The organism is Baekduia sp. Peel2402 (assembly GCF_052567285.1).
In genome coordinates this window covers 5,465,531-5,487,273 of the sequence record NZ_CP199582.1, presented here as the reverse complement: position 1 = coordinate 5,487,273, position 21,743 = coordinate 5,465,531, and the positions used below count along the sequence as shown (strand labels likewise).

General features: G+C 72.0%; 20 protein-coding genes and 1 pseudogene. 11 read left to right on the top strand and 10 right to left on the bottom strand.

The window, feature by feature from the left end:
- Positions 1–6: 6 nt before the first annotated feature.
- The 3 genes from ACT01A_RS26675 to ACT01A_RS26665 are packed head-to-tail and all read left to right on the top strand — an operon-like array spanning position 7 to position 3,621.
- Positions 7–1,236, top strand: coding sequence for an allantoate amidohydrolase (locus ACT01A_RS26675; protein ID WP_445152872.1), 1,230 nt, complete (start codon positions 7–9; stop codon positions 1,234–1,236).
- Positions 1,229–2,548: an allantoinase AllB gene (gene allB, locus ACT01A_RS26670; protein ID WP_445150148.1), complete on the top strand. Its 1,320-nt coding sequence runs from the start codon at positions 1,229–1,231 to the stop codon at positions 2,546–2,548. Before ACT01A_RS26675 ends, allB begins: the two co-directional genes overlap by 8 nt.
- The gene (locus ACT01A_RS26665) at positions 2,545–3,621 is read left to right on the top strand and encodes an XdhC family protein (protein ID WP_445150147.1); all 1,077 of its coding nucleotides are present in this window, start codon (positions 2,545–2,547) and stop codon (positions 3,619–3,621) included. Before allB ends, ACT01A_RS26665 begins: the two co-directional genes overlap by 4 nt.
- On the opposite strand, the gene ACT01A_RS26660 is transcribed toward ACT01A_RS26665, so the two are convergent.
- The 4 genes from ACT01A_RS26660 to ACT01A_RS26645 are packed head-to-tail and all read right to left on the bottom strand — an operon-like array spanning position 3,580 to position 6,454.
- Positions 3,580–4,155 carry a nucleotidyltransferase family protein gene (locus ACT01A_RS26660; RefSeq protein ID WP_445150146.1) on the bottom strand — a complete coding sequence of 192 codons (576 nt, stop codon included), beginning with the start codon at positions 4,153–4,155 and terminating at the stop codon, positions 3,580–3,582. The two genes, ACT01A_RS26665 and ACT01A_RS26660, sit on opposite strands and share 42 nt — an antisense overlap.
- Complete coding sequence (locus ACT01A_RS26655) at positions 4,155–4,865, bottom strand: class I SAM-dependent methyltransferase (protein ID WP_445150145.1); 711 nt, start codon at positions 4,863–4,865, stop codon at positions 4,155–4,157. Before ACT01A_RS26655 ends, ACT01A_RS26660 begins: the two co-directional genes overlap by 1 nt.
- Positions 4,858–5,532 carry an enoyl-CoA hydratase-related protein gene (locus ACT01A_RS26650; protein ID WP_445150144.1) on the bottom strand — a complete coding sequence of 225 codons (675 nt, stop codon included), beginning with the start codon at positions 5,530–5,532 and terminating at the stop codon, positions 4,858–4,860. Before ACT01A_RS26650 ends, ACT01A_RS26655 begins: the two co-directional genes overlap by 8 nt.
- 22 nt (positions 5,533–5,554) lie before the next feature.
- A complete protein-coding gene (locus tag ACT01A_RS26645) occupies positions 5,555–6,454 on the bottom strand; it encodes a M48 family metalloprotease (protein WP_445150143.1) in 900 nt (299 codons plus the stop codon).
- A 107-nt stretch (positions 6,455–6,561) separates the two neighbouring features.
- On the opposite strand from ACT01A_RS26645, the gene ACT01A_RS26640 reads away from it, so the two are divergent.
- A complete protein-coding gene (locus tag ACT01A_RS26640) occupies positions 6,562–7,032 on the top strand; it encodes a MarR family transcriptional regulator (RefSeq protein ID WP_445150142.1) in 471 nt (156 codons plus the stop codon).
- Positions 7,029–8,564 carry a DHA2 family efflux MFS transporter permease subunit gene (locus tag ACT01A_RS26635; protein WP_445150141.1) on the top strand — a complete coding sequence of 512 codons (1,536 nt, stop codon included), beginning with the start codon at positions 7,029–7,031 and terminating at the stop codon, positions 8,562–8,564. Before ACT01A_RS26640 ends, ACT01A_RS26635 begins: the two co-directional genes overlap by 4 nt.
- Positions 8,565–8,566: 2 nt before the next feature.
- Here the strand turns inward: ACT01A_RS26635 and ACT01A_RS26630 are convergent, their stop codons facing one another.
- Both ACT01A_RS26630 and ACT01A_RS26625 read right to left on the bottom strand, forming a co-directional pair.
- Positions 8,567–9,556, bottom strand: coding sequence for an NADPH:quinone oxidoreductase family protein (locus ACT01A_RS26630; protein ID WP_445150140.1), 990 nt, complete (start codon positions 9,554–9,556; stop codon positions 8,567–8,569).
- A 525-nt stretch (positions 9,557–10,081) separates the two neighbouring features.
- On the bottom strand, positions 10,082–11,086 hold the full coding sequence (locus ACT01A_RS26625) for an asparaginase (RefSeq protein WP_445150139.1): 1,005 nt from the start codon (positions 11,084–11,086) through the stop codon (positions 10,082–10,084).
- Between the two features lie 105 nt (positions 11,087–11,191).
- Here ACT01A_RS26625 and ACT01A_RS26620 point away from each other — a divergent pair, with 105 nt between their 5' ends.
- Together ACT01A_RS26620 and ACT01A_RS26615 are read left to right on the top strand one after the other, a co-directional pair.
- Entirely contained in the window at positions 11,192–11,758 is a 567-nt protein-coding gene (locus ACT01A_RS26620; RefSeq protein ID WP_445150138.1) for a hypothetical protein, read from the top strand.
- A gap of 76 nt (positions 11,759–11,834) precedes the next feature.
- The gene (locus ACT01A_RS26615) at positions 11,835–13,340 is read left to right on the top strand and encodes a CoA-acylating methylmalonate-semialdehyde dehydrogenase (RefSeq protein ID WP_445150137.1); all 1,506 of its coding nucleotides are present in this window, start codon (positions 11,835–11,837) and stop codon (positions 13,338–13,340) included.
- 3 nt (positions 13,341–13,343) lie between these two features.
- Here ACT01A_RS26615 and ACT01A_RS26610 read toward each other — a convergent pair whose 3' ends face one another.
- Positions 13,344–14,369 carry a S1C family serine protease gene (locus ACT01A_RS26610; RefSeq protein WP_445150136.1) on the bottom strand — a complete coding sequence of 342 codons (1,026 nt, stop codon included), beginning with the start codon at positions 14,367–14,369 and terminating at the stop codon, positions 13,344–13,346.
- A gap of 131 nt (positions 14,370–14,500) precedes the next feature.
- On the opposite strand from ACT01A_RS26610, the gene ACT01A_RS26605 reads away from it, so the two are divergent.
- Positions 14,501–15,553 carry a S1C family serine protease gene (locus tag ACT01A_RS26605; protein WP_445150135.1) on the top strand — a complete coding sequence of 351 codons (1,053 nt, stop codon included), beginning with the start codon at positions 14,501–14,503 and terminating at the stop codon, positions 15,551–15,553.
- Here the strand turns inward: ACT01A_RS26605 and ACT01A_RS26600 are convergent, their stop codons facing one another.
- Positions 15,554–16,078 carry a PadR family transcriptional regulator gene (locus ACT01A_RS26600; RefSeq protein WP_445150134.1) on the bottom strand — a complete coding sequence of 175 codons (525 nt, stop codon included), beginning with the start codon at positions 16,076–16,078 and terminating at the stop codon, positions 15,554–15,556.
- 59 nt (positions 16,079–16,137) lie between these two features.
- On the opposite strand from ACT01A_RS26600, the gene ACT01A_RS26595 reads away from it, so the two are divergent.
- Together ACT01A_RS26595 and ACT01A_RS26590 are read left to right on the top strand one after the other, a co-directional pair.
- Positions 16,138–17,553, top strand: a complete 1,416-nt coding sequence (locus ACT01A_RS26595) for an MFS transporter (protein WP_445150133.1) — start codon at positions 16,138–16,140, stop codon at positions 17,551–17,553.
- A 194-nt stretch (positions 17,554–17,747) separates the two neighbouring features.
- On the top strand, positions 17,748–19,214 hold the full coding sequence (locus ACT01A_RS26590) for a carboxypeptidase M32 (RefSeq protein WP_445150132.1): 1,467 nt from the start codon (positions 17,748–17,750) through the stop codon (positions 19,212–19,214).
- 83 nt (positions 19,215–19,297) lie between these two features.
- Here the strand turns inward: ACT01A_RS26590 and yczE are convergent.
- Positions 19,298–19,792, bottom strand: a pseudogene (yczE, locus tag ACT01A_RS26585) (membrane protein YczE); the annotation flags it as partial.
- Between the two features lie 28 nt (positions 19,793–19,820).
- Between yczE and yczR the strand changes: the two are divergent.
- On the top strand, positions 19,821–21,287 hold the full coding sequence (gene yczR / locus ACT01A_RS26580; protein WP_445150131.1) for a MocR-like transcription factor YczR: 1,467 nt from the start codon (positions 19,821–19,823) through the stop codon (positions 21,285–21,287).
- Between the two features lie 85 nt (positions 21,288–21,372).
- On the opposite strand, the gene ACT01A_RS26575 is transcribed toward yczR, so the two are convergent.
- On the bottom strand, positions 21,373–21,720 hold the full coding sequence (locus ACT01A_RS26575; RefSeq protein WP_445150130.1) for a PASTA domain-containing protein: 348 nt from the start codon (positions 21,718–21,720) through the stop codon (positions 21,373–21,375).
- Positions 21,721–21,743 lie beyond the last annotated feature (23 nt).

Sequence of the window (21,743 nt, the reverse complement as noted above, 5' to 3'; positions counted from 1 at the left end):
GTGACCATGGGAGGCGAGGAGATCGTCGCGCGGTGCCGCGCGCTGGCGGGCGTCTCCGAGGAGAGCGGGCGGCTGACGCGCCGCTACGCCACGCCGGCGATGACGCGGGCCAACGCGCTCGTCGGGTCCTGGATGCGCGAGGCCGGAATGACCGCGCGTTTGGACGTGGCGGGGAACCTGGTGGGCCGGCGGCCGGGGACGTCGGTGCTGGCCGGAACGTTGTTGATGGGGTCGCACCTGGACACGGTGCGCGACGCTGGCGCGTTCGACGGGCCGTTGGGCGTTGTGGTGGCCATTGCCTTGGTGGATCGCCTGCGCGCGGAGGGCCTGGCGCTGCCGTTCGCCCTGGACGTGCTCGGGTTCGCCGACGAGGAGGGGCTCCGGTTCGGGACGGCGTATCTGGGGTCGCGGGCGGTGGCCGGGACGTTCGATCCGTCGTTGTTGGAGGTGGTGGACGACGAGGGCATCTCGGTGCGCGACGCGTTGCGCGGCTTCGGTGGAGATCCGGCCAGCGTGCTGGCGGGCGGGGCGTCACGGCGCGGCGAGCGGCTACTCGGGTACGTCGAGGTCCACATGGAGCAGGGGCCGGTGCTCGAGGAGCGCGACGCGCCGCTGGGCGTCGTGAGCGGGATCGCGGGCGCGACGCGCGCGGAGGTCCGCTTCGCCGGGCTGGCGGGTCACGCGGGGACGGTGCCGATGGCGCTGCGGCGCGACTGCGCGCCGGCGGTGGCGGAGCTGGTGTTGGCGTGCGAGGCGCTGGCGCGGGAGACAGATGGGCTGCTGGCGACGGTCGGGAAGTTGGAGGTCAAGCCGGGGGCGCCGAACGTGGTGCCAGGGCACGCGACGGCGTTCCTGGACGTGCGGCACGCGGACGACGCGGTGCGGGCGGGCGCGGTGGCGACGTTGCGCGAGCGGGCACTAGAGATCGCCGCCACACGCGGGCTCGACGTGGAGTGGGATGTCCGGCTCGACAACCCTGCGGTCGCCATGGACGCCGCGCTCACCTCGCGCCTAGCGCGGGTCGCTCCCGAGGCGCCGTCGCTCGCCTCCGGCGCCGGCCACGACGGCGTCGCGATCTCCGCGCTGTGCCCCATCGCGATGTTGTTCGTGCGCTGCCGCGGCGGGCTCTCGCATCACCCGGGCGAGTCGGTCACGCCGGAGGACGCGCAAGAGGCGCTGGACGTGCTGCACGCGTTCGTCACCGACTGGGCGGCGGAGATGAAGCGAGATGTATGACCTGATCGTGCGGTCGTCTGCCTGGGACGTCGCGGTCGCCGACGGCGTGATCGCGGCGGTGGGCTCCGAGTTGGAGGGCAGCGCGCGCGAGGAGGTCGACGCGCGCGAGTTGGTGGTGTTGCCGGGCGCGGTCGACGCGCACGTCCACCTCAACGATCCGGGGCGTGCCGACTGGGAAGGCTTTGCGACCGGAACGACGGCACTGGCCGCGGGTGGGACGACGACCGCGATCGACATGCCGCTCAACGCGATCCCGCCGACGCTCGACGCGGCGTCGTTCGCGGCGAAGGCGGAGGCGGCACGGGGCGTGGCGCGCGTGGACGTCGCGCTGTGGGGCGGTCTGACACCTGGCCCGCTCGATCGTCTCGACGAGTTGGCCGCCTGTGGTGTCGTGGGCTTCAAGGCCTTCATGTCGGCGAGCGGTGTGGAGGAGTTCGAGGCCGCGGACGACGTGACGTTGTTGGAGGGGATGGCGCGCGCGGCGGCGCTCGGCCTGCCGGTCGCGGTGCACGCCGAAAGCGACGCGATCACCAGCACGCTCGCCGCTCGCGCCGTCGCCGAGGGCCGCACCGCGATGGCCGACTACCTGGCGTCGCGCCCCGTCGTCGCCGAGCTGGAGGCGATCGCGCGCGCGATCCTCTTCGCCGAGGAGACCGGGTGCGCGCTGCACGTCGTGCACGTGTCGACCGGGCGTGGCGTGGCGCTGGTGGCGGCCGCGCGGGCGCGGGGCGTCAACGTGTCGTGCGAGACCTGCCCGCACTACCTCGTCTTCGACGCCGACGATGCAGTGGCAATCGGAACCGCCGCCAAGTGCGCGCCGCCGCTGCGGCCGCGCGGCGTGGTCGAGGAGCTGTGGGCGCGCGTGCTGGCCGGTGACGTCGACCTGATCGCCACCGACCACTCGCCCTCGCCTGCGGCGCTGAAGGAGACCGGCGGCGACGCGTTCGCCGCTTGGGGCGGGATCCCGGGGGCGCAGACGTTGTTGTCGTCGATGTACTCGGAGGGTGTCGTGGCCCGCGGGTTGTCGCTCGAGCGGCTGGCCCTGCTCACCGCCGCCTGGCCGGCGGCGCGCTTCGGGCTGACGCCGTCCAAGGGCACGTTGACGATCGGCGCCGATGCCGACATCGTCCTGCTCGACCCTCGCGCCGACTGGACCGTGACCGTGGACGACCTCCTCGACCGCCACAAGCTCTCGCCCTTCGCCGACCGGACGTTCCACGGGCGTGTCGTCCGGACGATCCTGCGCGGGCAGACGGTGTTCGTCGACGGCGCGCTCGTCGGTGAGCCGATCGGGCGCGTGATCCGGCCATGATCGGTGTTGCCGCCCTTCACGACGACATCGCCCGCGCCTGGTTGAGGGAGGGCCGCGTGGTCGCCGAGGCGCTCCTGGTCGCCGTCGACGGATCGTCGCCGCTGATGGCGGGCGCGACCATGTTGGTGGACATCGACGGCGCGATCGAGGGCTCGGTCAGCGGTGGCTGCGTGGAGAGCGCCGTCGCCCAAGAGGCCATGGCCTTGCTCGCGTCGCCCGACCGCCGCCCACGCCTGCGGAGGTATGGCATCTCCGATGACCTCGCAGGCGAGGCGGGGCTGACGTGCGGCGGGACCGTCGAGGTCCTCATCCACGCGCTGGTCGATCCGGCGTCTACGCTCGCGTTCCTCGCTGCGCCGATCGCCTCGATGGCCACCGTCGTCGACGGACCCGACGCCGGCGCGCGCGTCACCGCGCTCCCCGACGGCACGGTCGTCGGCGCCGAGTTGCACCCCAACATCGTCCGCGACCTGCGCGGGGCCACGAAGACCGCGATGCGCCGCTACGGTGCCGATGGCGAGACGCTCGGCACCGCGACCCGCGTCTTCGTCGCCGTCCGCGCGCCGCGCCCACGTCTGGTCGTCGTCGGCGCGACCGACTTCTCCGCCGCGCTGGCGCCGCTGGCTCGCGCCCTCGGTTGGGACGTGACGATCTGCGACGCCCGCCCCGCCTTCGCCCGCGCCGACCGCTTCGCGCGCGCCGCCGACGTCGAGGTGTCGCCACCAGGCCCCTTCGTCGCCGCCGCGGGGTTGCGGGAGAGCGACACCTTGTTGGTGTTCTCGCACGACCCCAAGCACGACGAGCCCGCGCTCCTCGCCGGGCTGGCGAGCGACGCCGGCTTCATCGGCGCCCTCGGCTCCCGCCGCACCGACGCCGACCGCCGCACCCGCCTCCTCGCGGCCGGCGCCACGCCGGAGCAGCTCGCCCACCTTCACTCCCCCTGCGGCCTGGACATCGGCGCCCGCACGCCTGACGAGACGGCCCTCTCCGTCCTCGCCGAGATCATCGCCGCCCGCAACAAACGCCCCGGCTCACCCCTGCGCGAGACGACGGACCCGATCCACCCGCGCTAGGTCCTCCGGCGTGTCGACGTCGTCCGGCGCGCCGAGGCCGTCGCAGGGGACGAGCCGCGCACCGCCAAGCAGTGACCGCGCACCCTCGTCGCCCCGCAGCGCCGCGACCGCTCCGAAGAGCGAGACCTCCAACAACGTCGGGTGGTTCGGAACGCCCTCGTAGGTCGCGCGCACCGCCTCCGCCCCGTCTCCACGAGCCGCGAGAACACGAGCGACCGCGCGCGCATCGAGCAACGGCTGGTCGGCAAGGACGATGACAACGGCCTCCGCACCCATCGACACAGCGGCTGCCACACCCGCGCGCAGCGACGCCGACAACCCTTCGCGCCAGTCCGCACACGGCGCGGCGTGGACGTCATCGGGAAGGTCCAGCGACACCGCGCCGGTCACCACCACCAGCGCGTCCACCCCACCTCCGCGCAGCGCCTTCAGCGGCCACTCCCACAGCTCGCGTCCGCCGACGCTCGCCCGCACCTTCGGCCCGTCACCGAACCGCTCCCCCGCGCCCGCCGCGAGCAGCACCCCAACCACCATCACTCGATCCTCCGCAGCACGTGCAGCGCCACGCCATCGTCTTCACGGCGCTCGGTCTCGATCGAGAACATGCTGCGCGCCGCGGCGAGGAAGTCGCGGGTGCCCGCGCGGTGCGGGTCGGCGACGCGCAGCACGCCATCGGGCGCGAGTAGGCGCGGCCACAGCCGCAGGGCGATCTCGACGTTGGCCTGGAGGTAGAGGACATCGGCGGCCAAGACCACGTCGAAGGGGCCGCGGGCGACGAGGGCTTCGCCGTGCTGGGCCCAGTCGACTTGTGCGACCTCGGCGGTGACCTCGTTGAGCGCCAGCGCATGGGCGGCGAAGGCGACCGCGTCGGCGGCGCCGTCGGTCGCGAGGACGTCCGCGCCTGCCCGGGCTGCGACGACGCTCGGCGCGCCCAGGCCGCAGCCCAGTTCCAGGACCCGCGCGCCGGCAGGCACTGGCGCGTCGGCGAGCGCGCCCGCCAGCGCCAGGCCGCTCGGCCACGGCCGCGCCCAGTAGGGCACCGGCCGCCCCGCGCCGCCCTCCTCATGGCGCAGCTGCTCCCAGTCGCGCGGTGCGACCAGGTACACGTCCTGCGGCGCGGTCTGACCGACCGTGAAGCGCTGGACGCTGAGGTCAAGCAACGCGGGTGGCAAGGCGTCGCCGCCGCGCAGCTCCACCAGCCGCTCGCGCAGCGACGCCCGCAGCAGGTCGAGCGCGTCAGCCAAGGGCGATCGGCGTCGTGTCGCGCAGCAGCGCGAGCGCCGGCCCGTACATCCCTTCCTTGATCGCGCCGAGCGTCGGGCCGGCCTTGCCCGCCAGCGCCGCCGCTCGCTCGACGGCGCGCGCCACGACCTCCTCCTCGCCCACCGCGTCGTCCACGATCCCGGCCGCCAAGGCGTCGGTCCCGCCGTAGCGGCGCCCGGTCGTCATCGCCTCGTGCGCGGTCGCCTTCGACAGCCGCGCCTGGATCAGCGCGGCCATCGCCGGCGTGAACGGGATGTTGATGTCGACCTCCGGCAGGCAGAAGAACCCGCGGTCGGCGCGCATCACCCGGAAGTCATGAGCGACCGCGAGCATCCCGCCCGCGGCAAAGCAATGTCCTTGAATTGCCGCCACCGCCGGGACCGGCAGCGCCAGCATCTGGCCGAACAGCCCGTGCACGGTCGGCACGAACTCCGGGATCGCGCCCGCGTTCTGGCCCATCCACTCCAGGTCGAGGCCGTTGGACCAGATCTTGCCCGTCGCGGTCGTCACCAGCGCCCGCGGGCCCTCGGCCGCCGCGACCTCGTCCAGCAGCGCGCTCACTGCGCCGACCCACTCCGGGTTGAAGCGGTTCTCGTCGTCGCCGAGGTTGAGCAGGTAGACGTCGCCGTCGCGATCCAGGGTGGGCATGGCGCGGCAGCCTACGACAGCGCTAGGCGACGACGCGGCGCCCGTGCGCCAACGCGTGCTCCATGCGCTCCAGCGCGGCGATCCGGCGCTCGACCTTCGGGTGCGTGGGCCCGTGGAGCTTCAGCAGTCCGCCCGGCGTCTCGGTCGCGACGAGGTGCAGCGCGTCCTGCCCCGCGGCAAGGCGCAGGTCGTAGGTCGGCACCGGCGGGACCGTCCCGGAGACCTTGCGCAGCGCCGAGGCCAGCGCGGCCGGGCGGCCGGTCAGCGCCACGGCGCCGGCGTCGGCGGTCAGCTCGCGGTAGCGCGACAGAGCCGTGCTGCCGAACCCGGCGGTGAACGCGATCGCGCCGCTGAGCAGCCTCCCGACCATGATCGGGAACCAGTAGCCCGCCCCGTTGGACGTCGCGCCGCGCATCAGCACCGCGACGGGCGTCGCCACCACGGTCATCACGGTCGCGTCGCGGTTGGCGACGTGCGCGAGCTCGTGCGCGACGACGGCCTCCAGCTCGGCCGCGTCGAGGAGGGCCAGCAGCCCGCGCGTGACGTGCAGCCGCGGCGGCCGACCGATCGGGTCGACGATCCAGCTGTTGGCCTGCGGCTCGGCGTGGACGGCGATCTCCGGCACCGGCAGGTCCGCGAGCAGGCAGAGTCGCTCGACGATCTCGACCAGCTCGGGCTCCTCGCCCGGACCGAGCAGCGCCTCGTCCGACCGCCTGCGGGCGTCCCGGACGACGTGCACGATCCCCAGCGCCCCAACGCCCACGAGGCCGAGCGCGAACTTCGTCGGCAGAACCAGGGCGAGCGTGCCGAGCGTCCCGACGACGATCAGCGGCGTCAGCACCGACACCAACACCATCCGCGCCATCAGGCCGCGGTCGGCGGGGAAGAGCTCGTCACGGGTGCGGGTCCGCGCGCGTGCCATCGCCCACTGAGCATAGGTACGCAAACCAGCCATCGCAACTCGTTCCTCGCGTCCGCGCAAAGACCCGCGTTGACGCGAAGTTTGCGTGCGCGTTACTATTTGCGCCGATGCAACGGACGACCGTGTCTTCCGAGGAGCTGGCGGCGCAGATCACGCGCTTCCTGATGGGCGCCATGCGCACCGCGCAGACCGAGGTCTTCCAGATCGTCGGCGAGCTCGAGCTCTCGATGACGCAGTTGAAGATCCTGCACATCCTCGATCACTCCGACCACGAGCTGACGCCGTCTGAGCTGGCGCAGTACGTCGGTCTCTCCCCCGCAGCGACCGGCCGCGCGGTGGATGCGATGTCCCGCAGCGGGCTCGTGTCGCGCCGCGACGACGAGCAAGACCGCCGCGTCAAGCGCCTCGCGCTCACCGAGGACGGCTTCGCCGCCGTCGCCCGGATCACCGAAGCCCGCATCGCGGGTCTCGCGCGCGTCGTCGAAGACCTCGACGACGCCCAGCGCGCCGCCCTCAGCGCCGCTCTGGCCCCTCTCCTCCCCGATCTCCCCGACTCCCCTGGGTGCACTTCCTCATGACCTCCACCTCCGCAGATCCCCCGCCCGCCAAGGACAAGGTCTTCGACAAGGCGCTGATCAGCGTCTCGGCCGTGGTCGTGCTCGGCACGTTCATGTCCATCTTGGACACGACGATCGTCAACGTCGCGATCAACACGCTGTCCAAGGACTTCAACACCGACTTGGCCACGATCCAGTGGGTCTCGACGGGCTACATGTTGGCCTTGGCCACCGTGATCCCGCTCACCGGCTGGGCCGCCGATCGTTTTGGCACCAAGCGCTTGTACATGATCTCGATCGGCCTCTTCCTGATCGGGTCGATCGCCAGCGGCGCCGCGTGGTCGGCGGGCTCGCTGATCGCGTTCCGCGTCCTGCAGGGCTTCGGCGGCGGCATGATCATGCCCGCGGGCATGACGATCCTGTCGCAGGCCGCCGGCCCGCAGCGCATGGGCCGCGTGATGGGCGTCGTCGGCGTCCCGATGCTGATGGGCCCGATCGTCGGGCCGATCCTCGGCGGCTGGCTGGTCGACGACGTGTCCTGGCGTTGGATCTTCTACGTGAACATCCCGGTCGGCGCGGTCGCGCTCTTCGCCGCCGCCCGGCTGCTGCCGCGCGACGAGCCCGCCGCGCACCAGAAGCTCGACACGCTCGGCCTCGCGCTGCTCTCCCCTGGCCTCGCGGCGTTCGTGTACGGGTTGGCCGAGACGTCGTCGTCCGGCGGCCTCGGCGCGACCAAGGCGTGGCTGCCGATGGTGGCCGGCGCGATCCTGATCGCCACGTTCATCTACCACGCCGCGCGCCACGCGTGGCCGCTGATCGACGTCAAGTTGTTCAAGAACCGCACGATGACCGCGTCGTCGCTGACGACCGGCTCGTTCGCACTGGCGATGTTCGGCGCGATGTTCCTGGTGCCGCTCTACTACCAGGTGGTCCGCGAGAAGTCGGCGCTCGACGCTGGCCTGCTGCTCGCGCCCCAGGGCGTCGGCGCGGCGCTGATGATGCCGATTGCCGGCAAGATCACCGACGACATCGGGCCGGGCAAGGTCGTCCTCGGCGGCCTCGCGTTCCTGCTGCTCGGCATGCTCGGGTTCACGCAGGTCGGCGCCGACACCTCGCTCGTGTTCCTGGCCGGCTCCCAGTTCCTGATGGGGTTGGGCATGGGCGCGGCGATGATGCCGGCGATGAGCGCCGCTTACCAGACGCTCGCGCGTCCGCAAATCGCCCGCGCGACGACCGCGTTGAACATCATCCAGCGCGTCGGCGGATCGATCGGCACGGCGTTCCTGTCGGTCGTGCTGACCCACCAGCTCTCGTCGCGCCTGCCGGGCGCCGGCGAGGAGGGCCTCGGCGCGGCGCAGTCGATCCCGGCTGAGGCGCGCGACCAGGTCACGCCGAAGATCGCCGAGGCGTTCGGCCACACGTTCTGGTTCGCCGCGGGCGTCCTGCTGCTGGCGTTCATTCCGGCAGCGTTCTTGCCACGCCGCAAGGCCACCCCGCCGACGACGCCCGAGGAGAAGGCCGAGGCCGCTGAGGCGGTCCTGGTCGAGGTGTAGGACTACTCGCGCACGTCGAGGACGACCTTCCCCAGCGCCCCGCGGCCGTCGATCAGCTTCAGCGCGTCGGCGGCCGCGGTCAGCGGGAAGCGCGCACCGATGATCGGTCGGACGTGGCCGGAGGCGATCAGCTTGTCGATCTCCTGGCCGATCTCCACGTTGACCTGGGGCTTGGAGAGGATGTAGGCACCCCAGCCCGCGCCGATGACCTCGGTGTTGTTGAGAAGCAGCCGGTTGACCTTGACCTCAGGGATCGAGCCGCCGGTGAAGCCGACGACGACGAGGCGACCGCCCTCGCGCAGGGAGCGCAGCGAGTCGGTGAAGCGGTCGCCGCCGACCGGGTCGAGCACGAGGTGCACGCCGCCGCCGGAGATCTCCTTGGCCTCGTCACGCCAGCTGCCGTCCGAGCGGACGACCGCGTCGGCGCCGGCCTCACGCGCCACGGCCTCCTTCTCGTCGGTCGAGACGACGCCGATGACTTTGGCACCGAGGCCCTTGGCGACCTGGATCGCCGCGGTCCCGACCCCGCCGGCCGCGCCGTGGACGAGGACCCATTCGTCGGCTTCGAGGCGCCCGCGCAGCTTCAGCGCGAAGTAGGCGGTGTGGTAGTTGAGGATCAACGCGGCGCCCTGGGCGAAGTCCAGCTCTTGCGGCAACTTGAAGGTCAGGTACTCGGGCGCCGCGGCGACCTCGGCGAAGGCGCCAAGCATGGAGAACGCGGCGACGCGGTCGCCGGGCTTGAAGTTGGAGTCCTCGGGCGCGCTGCGCACGACGCCACCGACCTCGGAGCCGGGGACGAACGGCAGCTCGGGCTTGAACTGGTACTCGCCGCGCGTCTGGAGCACCTCGGGGAACGAGACGCCCGCGACGTGCACGTCGACGATCACGCCAGCGCCGGGCGTGAGCATCGCCTCGGTGGGCTCGGGCAGGTCGTCGGCGAGCTGGAGGGCGGAGTCGGGACCGGTCAGCTCGGTGATCTGGAGGGCGCGCATGGGTGTGGACCCTAACCTGAATCCGGATTCAGATGCGGCGCCGGGGGTGGCGGGCCGGTGCGACGCGTTCATGGCGCTCAGGCTCGGAGCGGAGTGGTGGTGCTCCGGGTTGGAGAGGATCCGGCGAGGGAGTGAGAGCGCTGTGGCGTGGCGACCGCCTTCGGTCGTCCTCGGGCGTCTGGCCGGGCTCGGGAGGGCGGTTCGGGGCCGAAGGGTCGATCCGGGTCGCCTAATGGTCGATATACGACGCTTATTCGACCCGGACCCTGGCGGCGCTCCATAAGGAGCCGGTTTCGGGATGCGGGTCGAGTTGACCGGCATAGTTGCGGTCAACTCGACCCGGACCCATCCTTTCGGCCCCGAACGCTCCCCCCGAGCCCGAGAGACGGCACGAGGACGACCGAAGGCGCCGGCCACGCCCACCCGGCTTCACTCCTTCGCCGCCCCTCTCCAACGCAACGCACCACCACCAACGCCGCGAGCTGAACGCCACAAACGCCCGAGCCGCACCGCACCGCGCCCCGCCTACCCGTCGTCCTGCGAAAACGCCCAGCGCGTCTCGTCCACATCAAGCCCAGCCGACAAACACGCCAGCAGCTTCATGCGGATCGCCTGCGGCGACAAGAACCCCGCGGGGATGATCTTCGTCCCACGCAAATCCCGCTCCGACCCCGCGTAGCCATACGTCGCGTTCAGCACCACGCCCCGCTCCGGGCGGCAGTAGGCGACGATCGGGATGTCCGACGCCGCCTCGGCCCAGACCTCCAGGACCTCGGGCGCGAGATGCCCCGCGCCGAGCGTGCCGAGGACGATGCCGTCGGGCTCGGTCCCGAGCGCGGCGCGCGCGAGCGTGCCGTCGTCGCCGGCGCTCGACGGGATGATGTGCACGCGCTTCTCGAGCGACGGCGGGTCGAGCGGCGGGTTGCGCGGGATCCGCGACCAGATCGTCGGGTGGCCCTCGGTGACGCGGCCCAAAGGCCCCGTCTGCGGCGAGGAGAACGCCACCAGCGAGGTCGTGTCCGTCTTGCGCGCGCAGCGCGCGTGGTGGATCTCGCCACCGAAGACGACCAGGACGCCCATGCCCGCCGCGGGCGCGGAGGCCGCGACGCTCACCGCGTCGACCAGGTTGGCGGGACCATCGGCGCCCGCGGCCGACGCCGGCCGGATCGCGCCGGTGAAGACGATCGGAGCGTCCGCGTCGTGCAACACGTCGCACAACATCGCGGTCTCCTCCAGGACGTCGGTGCCGTGCGTGACGACGACGCCGATCCCGCGGCGGGACGCATCGCGCGCCGCGCGGCAGATCCGCAGCTGATCGTCGAGCGTCAAGTGCGCCGACGGCTTGTTGAGGACCGTGATTGCCTCGAGGTCCGGGAACGCCTGCAGGCCGGGCACCGAGGCGACCAGGCCCTCGGCGTCCAGCTCGGGCCTGGCGCCATCGCCCTCACCGACCATGGCGATCGTGCCGCCGGCGGTCAGGATCCGGACGCGCCGGACGGGCGCGGTGCTGCGGTCGGTCGCGGTCAGCATCTTGTTAACGAGGGTACCGCCGAACGGTTCGGTTAGCCGTACTCGTGGCCGCAAAGCGGGGCCTCCCCGATGCGCGGATCGCGGGCGGCGCGCAGCATCTGCGCCATGCTCATCGCCCCGCCCCCGCCCGGCCCCGTCGACTTCCAGGTCGTCAAGGTCACCCACGAGTCGCGCATCGAGCGCTCGAGCGCCGACGGCTACCACGGCGTCTCCACGACCACCTGGAAGCTCAGCCGCGCGTCGCGCTTTCGCATGAACTGGATGGCGGGCGGCCTCTACTCCGGCAGCGGCCGCATCAACGTGAAGGGCACGTACGCGATCGACGTGACGACGCCGTTCCCCGGCCACTGCGCGTTCACGGCCGCGACCGGCGACACGACCTACCCGATCGTCGCGCCCGCGCCGTTCGACCTGACCGTCGCGCCGAACGCCCGCCGGCCCGGCCACGCACTGGTCGGCTTCGTCGCCGTCCGCGCGACGCTGACCAACGCCTACCTGGGCACCGAGTGCTCGCACGGCGGTGGTGACGAGCCGGGATGGGAGGAGACCGAGACGCTCGATGTCGCGCCAGCGAAGCTCCGCGCCCGCCGCGTCACGCTGCGCTTCGCGGGGACCGAAGCGGGCGCGACGTGGCGGACGGTGATCGTCCTTCAGCGCAAGGACAAGCGCTGAACGGCCTCTCACCGCCTTCTTCAAGGACGACTTCACGGCCTCTTCAGGACCGGGGCCCGGTGCTACCGTCGGCTCCATGTCCGCTACCGCCACCCGCCTGCTGGACAACTACGTCGGGGGCGCCTGGACGCCGGCTGCCGCCGCGGCTGACGCGCTGGACGTCACCAACCCCGCGACCGGCGCGGTGCTGGCGCGCGTGCCGCTCAGCGGCCGCGCGGACCTCGATGCCGCCGTCGCCGCCGCGCGCGCGGCGCTGCCGGAGTGGCGCGCGGTCAGCGTGATCGAGCGCGCGCGGCGCCTGTTCGCCTTGCGCGAGGGCCTGTCAGCGCGCCACGAGGATCTGGCCCGCAGCGTCACCGCCGAGATGGGCAAGACGATCGGCGACGCTCGCGCCGAGGTCGCGCGCATGATCGAGATGGTCGAGGCCGCGTGTGCGATCCCAACGACGATGCAGGGCCGGATCCTCGAAGACGTCTCGCGGGGCATCGACGCGGAGACGATCCGCCAGCCGGTCGGCGTCTGCGCCGCCATCGCGCCGTTCAACTTCCCCGCCATGGTCCCGTTCTGGTTCCTGCCGTTCGCGATCGGCTGCGGCAACACCTTCATCTTGAAGCCGTCCGAGCAGGTGCCGCTCACGCAGCAGATCGCCTTCGAGGTGATCGACTCCCTCAACTTGCCGGACGGCGTCGTCAACCTCGTCAACGGCGGGCGCGAGATCGTTGAAGGCATCCTCGAGCACCCGGGCATCGACGCGGTCTCGTTCGTCGGCTCCGCCCCGGTCGCCAAGCTCGTCTACGAAGGCGCAGCGAAGGCCGGCAAGCGCGTGCAGGCGCTCGGCGGGGCCAAGAACCACATGGTGGTCATGCCCGACGCGGTCGTCGGCAAGACGGTCGACGGGATCATCGCCAGCGCGTTCGGCGCGGCGGGCCAGCGCTGCATGGCCGGGTCGGTCGTCGTCACCGTCGGCGACGCGCACGAGGCGTTGTTGGGGCCGTTGGTCGAGGCGACGCGCGCGCTGCATGTGGGCGACGGGCTGAGCGACGCCACGGAGGTCGGGCCGGTGGTCTCTTGCGAGGCGCGCGACCGGATCCGCGAGTGGATCGACCGCGGCGAGCGGGACGGCGCGACGGTGGTCGTCGACGGCCGTGCGCCGGAGGGCGAGCTCGCCGAGGGCGGCGCGTTCGTCGGCCCGACGATCCTGACCGACGTCACGCCGGAGATGGACATTGCCAAGGAGGAGGTCTTCGGGCCGGTCCTGGCGATCGTCAAGGCCGAGTCGCTGGACGACGCGACCGCGATCGTCAACGCCTCGCGTTTTGGCAACGGCACGTCGATCTTCACCGAGTCGGGTGCGGCGGTGCGCCGCTACCGCCATGAAGTCGAGGCCGGAATGGTCGGCGTCAACATCGGGGTAGCGGCGCCAGTCGCCTTCTTCCCGTTCTCAGGGTGGAAGGACTCGTTCCTCGGCGACCTCCACGCGCACGGACCCGACGCGGTGGAGTTCTTCACGAAGAAGAAGACCGTGACCAGCCGCTGGTTCTCAGACGGCCAGGGTCACGGCTCCTACTTCGTCGAGCGCTAGCGCTTAGGGCACCAGCTCGTACGGCGAGGACTGCTGGTCTTGGCCGTACGGATCGGCCTGCTGGCCGTAGGGATCGGTCTGGTCCTGACCGTAAGGATCGGTCTGGTCCTGGCCGTAGGGATCGGCCTGCGACGGATCCTGCTGCTGGCCATCCCACGGGGACTGGCCCTGCTGCGAGGGGTCGACCTGCTGGCCCTGCTGCTGCGACGGATCGACCTGCTGCTGGGACTGCTGCGTCGAGGAGGACGACGTCGTCGGGTTGGCGACGAAGTCCGCGACCGTCTTGGCGGGGATCGCGAAGCCGATGCCGACGTTGCCGGCCTCGCCGCTCGACGAGCCGCTCGACGCGATCTGCGAGTTGACGCCGATCACCTTGCCATTGCCATCGAGCAGCGGACCGCCGGAGTTGCCGGGGTTCAGCGCGGCGTCGGTCTGGATGGCGCCGGTGATGGGCGTGCCGTCCGGGGCTTCGATCTCTCGGTTCAGGGCGGAGACGATGCCGCTGGTCAGCGTGTGGTCCAACCCGTAGGGGTTGCCGATGGCGTACACGTCGTTGCCGACCTGCAAGGACGATGAGTCGCCAAGGTCCAAGTGCTTGAGGTCGGTGCCGTCGACCTTCAACAACGCCAGGTCCTTGGAGGCATCGGCGGCTACGACCTGCGCGGAGAGCGTCTTGCCGCCGGTGCCGAGCTTGACCGTGACGGCGGTGGCGCCGTCGACGACGTGCTCGTTGGTGATGATCTTGCCGTCGCTGGAGACGACGAAGCCCGAGCCGGTGGCCGTTCCCTGGCTGGTCTGGGCGCTGATGTAGGTGACCGCGTCCTTGGCGTCGTCGTAGACGGCCTTCGCGGTGTCGTTGGTGGTCTTCTCAGAGACCGGTTGCGGGGTGCCGGACGCAGACGGCGCAGCGGCCGTCGCGGTGCCGGAGCCGCCGTGGCCATTGGTGGCGACGGCGGCGACGCCCGCGCCGCCGGCGCCGGCGATCAATGCGCAGGCACCCACAGCGGCAAGCTTCGAGGGGAGGGTCATGTCAGACAGTCTGCGACCGCTCGCTTGTCTGAATTTCAAGGGAACCCCAAGACTTCATAAGGACGTTGCTCCCAGCGCTCTCCCAGGAAGCGCTTGGCGACACCGCAGGATCCGGGCGCAAGGTGAACGCCATGAACGTCAAGCCCGCAGCAGCCATCTTCCTCAGCGTCGCCGCCCTGGCCGGTGGCGCGGGCGGCGCCGTCGTGGCGTCCACCAAGGACGCCCAAGGAGGAACCACCACCGCGACCACCACCACGGCCTCCGGCGGGTCGACCGCGGTCGCCAGCGCCACGACCTCGTCGGACTCCAAGACCGTCGGCGAGGTCTACAAGACGGCGTCGCAGGGCGTGGTCGACCTGATCGTCACCACGTCGGAGGGCCAGGCGGAGGGCTCCGGGTTCGTCGTCGACGCCAAGGGCGACATCGTCACCAACGCGCACGTGGTCGACGGCGCGTCCGCGGTCAGCGTGACGTTCAGCGACGGGACCAAGGCCAAGGCCTCGGTCGTCGGCACCGACACCGCAACCGACCTGGCCGTCGTCCGGGTCTCTGGCGTGAGCGCGTCGAAGCTGCATCCGCTCACGCTCGGGGCCTCGGACGACGTCGAGGTCGGCGACGGCGTCCTGGCGATCGGCAGCCCGTTCGGCCTCTCGGAGACGCTCACCACCGGCATCGTCTCCGCGCTCGATCGCACGATCACGTCACCGTCAGACAAGACGATCGGCGGCGCGATCCAGACCGACGCCTCCATCAACCACGGCAACTCCGGCGGGCCGCTCCTCAACCAGGACGGCGAGGTGATCGGCGTCAACGCGCAGATCGAGTCCGACTCGGGCGGCAACGACGGCGTCGGCTTCGCGATCCCCTCCGACACGGTGCGCACGGTAGCGGCGGCGCTGATCGCCGGTGAGACGGTCCAGCACCCGCAGCTCGGGGTGCAGATCCAGGACGGCACGAGCGGCGGCGTGAAGCTGGCTGCCGTCACCGCGGGCGGCGCAGCCGCGGAGGCGGGACTGAAGGCCGGCGACACGATCACCGCGATCGACGGGCAGGCGGTGAGCGACGCGGACGCGCTGGCGTCGCTCATCGCCTCCCACCAGCCTGGCGACGAGCTGAAGGTCACCTACACGCGTGACGGCGCGTCGCAGACGGCGACGGCCAAGCTGGGCACGGCGAAGAGCTAGCTAGTCGGCGGTGTCGGCCAGCTCGGCGAGCTGGTCGCGGATCCAGCCCTCGATCACGGGGTTGATCCGCAGGCCGAGGTCGACGGCGGGAGCGAAGGGATGGCTCCCGCCGGGGTCCTCGTCCATCCGCCGCTGGATCTCCTCCAGCATCTCCTGCTGGGCGCGGATATCGCGCAGATCGCGCTCCAGCGCAAGGCGTGAGTCCTTCGGCTTGAGCAGCCGCGGCGCGAGGAACGAGCGGACCCCGGACTCGCTGCGCTGCTGGCGGTTGGGCTCGACGTCAACCAGCCAGCGCCGCAGCTCCTCGCTGCCGGCATCGGTGACGCCGTAGGTCCGGCTGTTGCGCGCGCCGCGGGCGACGACCTCGATCATCCCCTCGTCCTCGAGCTTGCCGAGCTCGGGGTAGATCTGGCTGTGGCTCGCGTGCCAGGCGTTGCCGAGCGAGACGTCGAACTTATTGGCCAGCTCGTAGCCCGTCATCGGCTGCCAGGTCAGCAGCCCCAGCACCGCGTGACGCAGGGACATGACCAAGAAGCATAACCCGAGCTTGACATGCAAGTTCTTACATGTCAAAACTTGCATGTATGCCTCGCCAGAGACTCCTCCTCGCGGCCGTCATGTCCGGCCTCCTGCTCGCGATGCTCGACCAGACGATCGTCGGCACGGCCCTTCCCCGCATCGTGGCCGACCTCGACGGGCGCGACCTCTACCTGTGGGTCGTCACCGCCTACCTCGTCCCCGCGACCATCACCCTCCCGCTCTACGCGCGGCTGTCGGATCGCTTCGGCCGCCGCGACCTCCTCCTCACCGGCATGTCCTTGTTCTTGGTCGGCAGCGCGCTGAGCGGTGTCGCGACCTCCATGGAGTGGCTGGTCGGCGCCCGCGCCTTGCAAGGCGCGGGCGCCGGCGCGCTGGAGTCGTTGTCCTTCATCCTGATCGCCGACCTCTTCGCGGGGCGGCGCAGCGCCGCGCTGCAGGGCGCGATGGCCGGGATGATGGGCTTCGCGCTGCTCGCCGGGCCGCTGATCGGCGGCCTGCTCACCGATCACGTCGGCTGGCGCGCGTGCTTCACGGTCAACCTGCCGATCGGAGCCGTGGCGTTCTTCGCGATCGCCCGCCTCCTCCCCCGCGAGGTCGGGCGCAGCGAAGGCCGCGAGATCCCACTGGACCTGCGCGGGATCGCGCTGCTGACCGCCGCCGCGTCGCTGTTGTTGGTCGGGTTGAACGAGCGCACGCACGCCGATCCCGTCACCGGCGACCTCCCAGCGTGGACGCAGTGGAACGTCGGCGGGCTGATCGCCGCGGGCCTGATCCTCACGGTCCTGCTGCTCCGCGCCGAGCGCCGCGCGCCCGCGCCGATCATCCCCATGCGGCTGCTCGCCGACCGTCGCGTCGGCGCGATCTGCGCGGCCGGGACGTTCGCGAGCTTCGCGCTCTTCTCCGGCGTCCTGCTGCTGCCGCGCTACTTCCAGCTGGCGCGCGACGTCAGCGCCACGCACTCCGGCCTGCTGATCTACCCGCTGCTGCTCGGCGTGCTGCTCTCGGTGAACGTCGGCGCGGCGGTCATCGTTCGGCGGCTGGAGTTCCGGACGCCGCTGCTGATCGGCATGGGCTTGGTCATGCTCGGCGCGCTCGGGTTCGCGACGTTCGACGCGGACACGCCCGACGGGCTCAGCCTCTTGTTCATGGGGTTGATCGGGTTCGGCGTCGGACCGTCGCTGTCCGGACTCCAGATCGCGCTCCAGCGGACGGTCGCGCCGCAGGACATCGGCGCCGCGATGGGCACGCTCCTGCTGCTGCGCCAGACGGGCGGCGCGATCGCGCTGGCCGCGGCCGAGACCGTCTACGCCGCGGGCCACGACCCGGCGCGCGCGACCGGCACCGCGGTGTTCGTCGTCGCGCTCGCGGGCGCACTGCTCGCGTCGGCTGCGCTCCTGAGCATCCCGCGCGGCGGGTCGCGCCTGGCGCCGCTGCCCGAGCCTGCTGCCGCGCCGGCCTAGCGGCAGCACGGCGCGCGAGATGGTCGATACGGAATCGAGCGTGGTCGTGATCGTGCGTCGTGTGGATGCTGGGCGCCACGCGACAGCGCAGCCGATCCTGGTTGGATCGGCAAGCTGCCGCGTGGCGATCCAGCGCCGCACGACGTGCGAGCACGGCCGCGCGAATTCCGCATCGACCATCTAAGTTGCGGGACATGGCCATCGACGCTCCGCCCACGACGCCCATCGCCCGGCTCCGCGCCCGCCTGGCCGAGCTGTCCGACCTCGGCGCGCTCGGCGCCCTGGCCGCGTGGGACCAGCGGACGTTCATGCCGCCGGCCGGCGGCGCGGGCCGCGCCGACCAGCTGGCGACGCTGTCGCGGCTGCACCACGAGCGGGCGACCGGGCCGGAGGTCGGCGAGTGGCTGGACGCGCTGGCCGACGCGGAGCTCGACGAGCTCGACGTCGACATCGTGCGCTTGGCCAAGCGCGACTACGACCGCCAGCGCCAGGTGCCGGGCGAGCTGACCGCGGAGCTGGCGCAGGCCGGCGCCGAGGGGCAGGACATCTGGGAGGAGGCGCGCGCCAACGACGACTTCGCGCGCTTCGTCCCCGCGCTGAAGCGCAACGTCGAGCTGGCGCGCGCGTACGCGGCGTGCTTCGCCGACGAGTTCGCGCGCCCTTACGACGCGCTGCTGGCCGACTTCGACTACGGGTTGACCTATGACCGCATCACGGAGGTCTTCTCCGAGCTGACGCGCGAGCTGCCGCCACTGGTCGAGGAGCTGGCCGGGCGGCCGGCGCCGAAGTCGCTGGACGTGCCGATCGCGGCGCAGGAGCAGGCGGTGAAGGCGGTGCTCGCGAAGTTCGGCGTCACCGAGGACTCGTGGCGCCTGGATGTCTCGTCGCACCCGTTCTCCACCAACTTCGGCCTGCTCGACAGCCGCATCACCACGCGCTACACCGACGGCCAGCTCGAGTCGCTGCTGGCCGCGATGCACGAGTTCGGCCACGCGATCTACGACCGGCAGATCGCGCCCGAGCTGGCGCGCACGTCGTTGGGCGACGGGACGTCGATGTCGATCCACGAGTCGCAGAGCAAGTTGTGGGAGAACCACGTCGGGCGCCATCCGGCGTTCACGGGCGTCTTGGCGGCCGAGCTGAGCGCGGCCGGCTTTGCGGTGACCGGTGACGAGGTCTTCGCTTCGGTCACGGCGGTGCAGCCGTCGCTGATCCGCGTGTCCGCCGACGAGACGACCTACCCCTTGCACATCGTCCTGCGCTTCGAGCTGGAGTCCGCGCTGATCGAGGGGACGCTCGCCGTCGAGGACCTTCAGGCCGCGTGGAACGACGGCATGAAGCGCCTGCTCGGCGTCGACGTGCCGTCCGACGCCGACGGCGTCCTGCAGGACGTCCACTGGTCCGGCGGCGCGTTCGGATACTTCCCGTCCTACGCGCTGGGCTGCATGATCGCCGCTCAGCTGTGGGAGTCGCTGGAGTCCGAGCTGGGCCCGCAGGCCGACGCGCTCGCGCTCGGCGACGTGGACGCGATCCGCACCTGGCTGGGGACCAAGGTCCACCGCCACGGGCGGCGGCTGGACACGGTGCCGATCGTGGAGTCGGCGACCGGTCGCGGGCTGGACGCGGCCCCGTTCCTGCGCCACCTCGCGTCGCGGCGCTGAGCCGGGCTGCCGCTGTCTAGCAGCGGCACGAAGACCTTCGCCAGCGGACCGATCGAGAGCGCATAGAGGACGGTGCCGATGCCGACGGTGCCGCCGAGCAGCGCGCCGCTCGCCAGCACGGTGAGCTCGATCCCGGTCCGGACGACGCGCAGTGAGTGGCCACGGGCCGCGAGGCCGGTCATGAGGCCGTCGCGCGGGCCGGGGCCGAAGCGCGCGCCGATGTAGAGGCCCGTCGCGATGCCGTTGAGCAGGATGCCGCCGAGGAGGAGTGCCGTGCGCTCGGTGGCGCTGCTCGGCTGATCGAAGGCATCCACCATGACTTGGAGCACGACGCCGAGGACGATCACGTTGGAGACCGTGCCGAGGCCGGGCTTCTGCTTGAGGGGGATCCAGAGCAGGAGCAGCAGCGCGCCGACGATGCAGACCCAGAGGCCGGTGCCGATCGGCGTGTGGTTCGCCAGGCCCTGGTGGAAGACGTCCCACGGCACGTTGCCCAGGCCGGAGAGCAGGATCAGCGCGGCGCTGGCGCCGTAGAGGACGAGGCCGAAGTAGAGCTGGGCAAGGCGCCGGAGTAGCATGGGTCCATGGTCGCGCGAATGGTCTCCTATGAGTAGAGCCAATCGAGAGGTCTTGGCCCCGGCGCTGGCGGCGCTGCTGGGCGACGGCTGGCGGCGTCCGGGCGAGGCGTCGCACGCGTTGGCCGACGCGGTGCGGGCGCTCGTGGTCGACGGCCGGCTGGCGGCGCGGACACGTGTGCCCAGCGAGCGCGCGCTGTCGGCGGAGCTGGGGATCAGCCGCGGCGCGGTGTCGCGGGCCTATGATCGCCTGCGCGAGGACGGGTTCCTGCTCAGCGCGCGCGGCGCGGGGAGCTGGCTGACGCTGCCGGCGAGCGCGGGCGGCGCCGCGACTGCACGCGTGCCGCCGCTGCCGTCGGGTGACGACGCGGACTCGATCCGGTCGCTGGACCTGTCAATAGCCGCGCTGCCGGCGCCGGACCCGCTGGTGGCGCACGCGGCGGAGCGGGCCGTGGCGGTGCTGCCGCGCCACCTCGCCGGGCACGGCTACACGGCGGCCGGGCTACCGGCGCTGCGGGCGGCGGTCGCAGCGCGCCTGACCGAGCGCGGGCTGGCGACCACGGCCGACGAGGTGCTGGTGACCAGCGGCGCGCAACACGCCTTGAACTTGGTGCTGGGGTTGCTCGCCGGTCCGGGCGAGCGCGTGCTGGTCGACGCGCCTGCCTACCCGCGCACGCTGGCGGCGATCCGGGCGGCACGCGCCCGCGCGGTGCCGGTCCCGCTCGGCGCGCGCGGGTGGGACGCCGGCGCCTGGGCCGACACGATCCGCGCCGCCTCGCCGCGCCTGGCGGTGACCGTCGCCGACTTCCACAACCCGACCGGGCTGACGATGTCGGCCGCGGCGCGCGAGACGATCGCGACGACCTGCGCCCGCGCCGGAACCGTCCTGGTCGTCGACGAGACGTGCGCCGAGCTGCGCCTCGACGGCCCCGCGCTGCCACCGCCGCTCGGCTCGTTCGGGCCGCCCGGCGCGGTGATCACGATCGGGACGATGAGCAAGTCCGCCTGGGGCGGCGTCCGCGTCGGCTGGATCCGGGCGACCGCCCGTACCGTCCGCGAGCTCGCCGCTCTGCGCGCGACCGTCGACATGTCCTCCCCCGTCCTGGACCAGCTCCTCGCCGTCGAGTTGTTCAAGGACTGGGACGCCGTCGTCGCCTCGCGTCGCTCGCTGCTGAAGTCTCGCCGCAACGCCCTGGCCGCCTCGCTGGCCGAGCACGCGCCGACGTGGCACGTCCCGCGCGTCCACGGCGGCCTCTCCTTCTGGGTCCGCCTCCCGGGTCCCGACGCGACCCGCCTGGCGGCCGCCGCCGCGCGCGAAGGGCTGTTGGTGGTGCCGGGCCCGGCGTTCAGCGTGGACGGGACCTTCGAGCGCCACCTACGTCTGCCGTTCACCCTGCCGCCCGAGGATCTCGACGCGGCCGTCAGCCGCCTTGCCGCGCTGGCGCCCGCGTCAGAGGAGGGCCAAGCGTTCGAGGCGCCGGTGGCGGAGGCCGTCTAGGCGGCAAATTGACGATCCAGGTCGAGTTAGCGTCGATATACGACGCTAACTCGACCCGGACCCCGATGCGGTAGTGCTCGGACCCCTAGTCGGTGTACTTGACCGAGCAGAGGGTGATGACACGGTTCTTGCTCACGCGCTTGCCGGCCGCCGGGGTCTGCTTGACGACCTTCCAGTTGCGGTCCCAGATCAACGAGCGATCGCGGCCGCTGCAGTCCTTCTCGCGCAAGTTGTAGAAGCCGTGCGCCTGAAGGTCGTCCTGCGCCTTCTGGTGGTTGCGCCCGACCTCGTTCGGCACCCGGGCCTTGGCGGCGGCATGCGCGACGGGCGGCCTCGCTGCCCGCCCGTCGCTGCCGTCCGCCGTGGCAACCGCGGTCCCCGCCGCAAGCGCGACGAGACCGGCGGCGGAACAGACCAAGACGCGTACGCTCATAGAGCGACCGTAACCACACAGCG

Bases quoted from the DNA above. Each gene is read 5' to 3' on its own strand.
- ACT01A_RS26590 (WP_445150132.1), top strand. From the start codon at position 17,748: ATGGCCATCGACGCTCCGCCCACGACGCCCATCGCCCGGCTCCGCGCC.
- ACT01A_RS26615 (WP_445150137.1), top strand. From the start codon at position 11,835: ATGTCCGCTACCGCCACCCGCCTGCTGGACAACTACGTCGGGGGCGCC.
- ACT01A_RS26660 (WP_445150146.1), bottom strand. From the start codon at position 4,155: ATGGTGGTTGGGGTGCTGCTCGCGGCGGGCGCGGGGGAGCGGTTCGGT.
- yczR (WP_445150131.1), top strand. From the start codon at position 19,821: ATGAGTAGAGCCAATCGAGAGGTCTTGGCCCCGGCGCTGGCGGCGCTG.
- ACT01A_RS26675 (WP_445152872.1), top strand. From the start codon at position 7: ATGGGAGGCGAGGAGATCGTCGCGCGGTGCCGCGCGCTGGCGGGCGTC.
- ACT01A_RS26575 (WP_445150130.1), bottom strand. From the start codon at position 21,720: ATGAGCGTACGCGTCTTGGTCTGTTCCGCCGCCGGTCTCGTCGCGCTT.
- ACT01A_RS26600 (WP_445150134.1), bottom strand. From the start codon at position 16,078: ATGTCCCTGCGTCACGCGGTGCTGGGGCTGCTGACCTGGCAGCCGATG.
- ACT01A_RS26605 (WP_445150135.1), top strand. From the start codon at position 14,501: ATGAACGTCAAGCCCGCAGCAGCCATCTTCCTCAGCGTCGCCGCCCTG.
- ACT01A_RS26665 (WP_445150147.1), top strand. From the start codon at position 2,545: ATGATCGGTGTTGCCGCCCTTCACGACGACATCGCCCGCGCCTGGTTG.
- ACT01A_RS26640 (WP_445150142.1), top strand. From the start codon at position 6,562: ATGCAACGGACGACCGTGTCTTCCGAGGAGCTGGCGGCGCAGATCACG.
- ACT01A_RS26625 (WP_445150139.1), bottom strand. From the start codon at position 11,086: ATGCTGACCGCGACCGACCGCAGCACCGCGCCCGTCCGGCGCGTCCGG.
- ACT01A_RS26610 (WP_445150136.1), bottom strand. From the start codon at position 14,369: ATGACCCTCCCCTCGAAGCTTGCCGCTGTGGGTGCCTGCGCATTGATC.
- allB (WP_445150148.1), top strand. From the start codon at position 1,229: ATGTATGACCTGATCGTGCGGTCGTCTGCCTGGGACGTCGCGGTCGCC.
- ACT01A_RS26645 (WP_445150143.1), bottom strand. From the start codon at position 6,454: ATGGCACGCGCGCGGACCCGCACCCGTGACGAGCTCTTCCCCGCCGAC.
- ACT01A_RS26650 (WP_445150144.1), bottom strand. From the start codon at position 5,532: ATGCCCACCCTGGATCGCGACGGCGACGTCTACCTGCTCAACCTCGGC.
- ACT01A_RS26595 (WP_445150133.1), top strand. From the start codon at position 16,138: ATGCCTCGCCAGAGACTCCTCCTCGCGGCCGTCATGTCCGGCCTCCTG.
- ACT01A_RS26635 (WP_445150141.1), top strand. From the start codon at position 7,029: ATGACCTCCACCTCCGCAGATCCCCCGCCCGCCAAGGACAAGGTCTTC.
- ACT01A_RS26620 (WP_445150138.1), top strand. From the start codon at position 11,192: ATGCTCATCGCCCCGCCCCCGCCCGGCCCCGTCGACTTCCAGGTCGTC.
- ACT01A_RS26630 (WP_445150140.1), bottom strand. From the start codon at position 9,556: ATGCGCGCCCTCCAGATCACCGAGCTGACCGGTCCCGACTCCGCCCTC.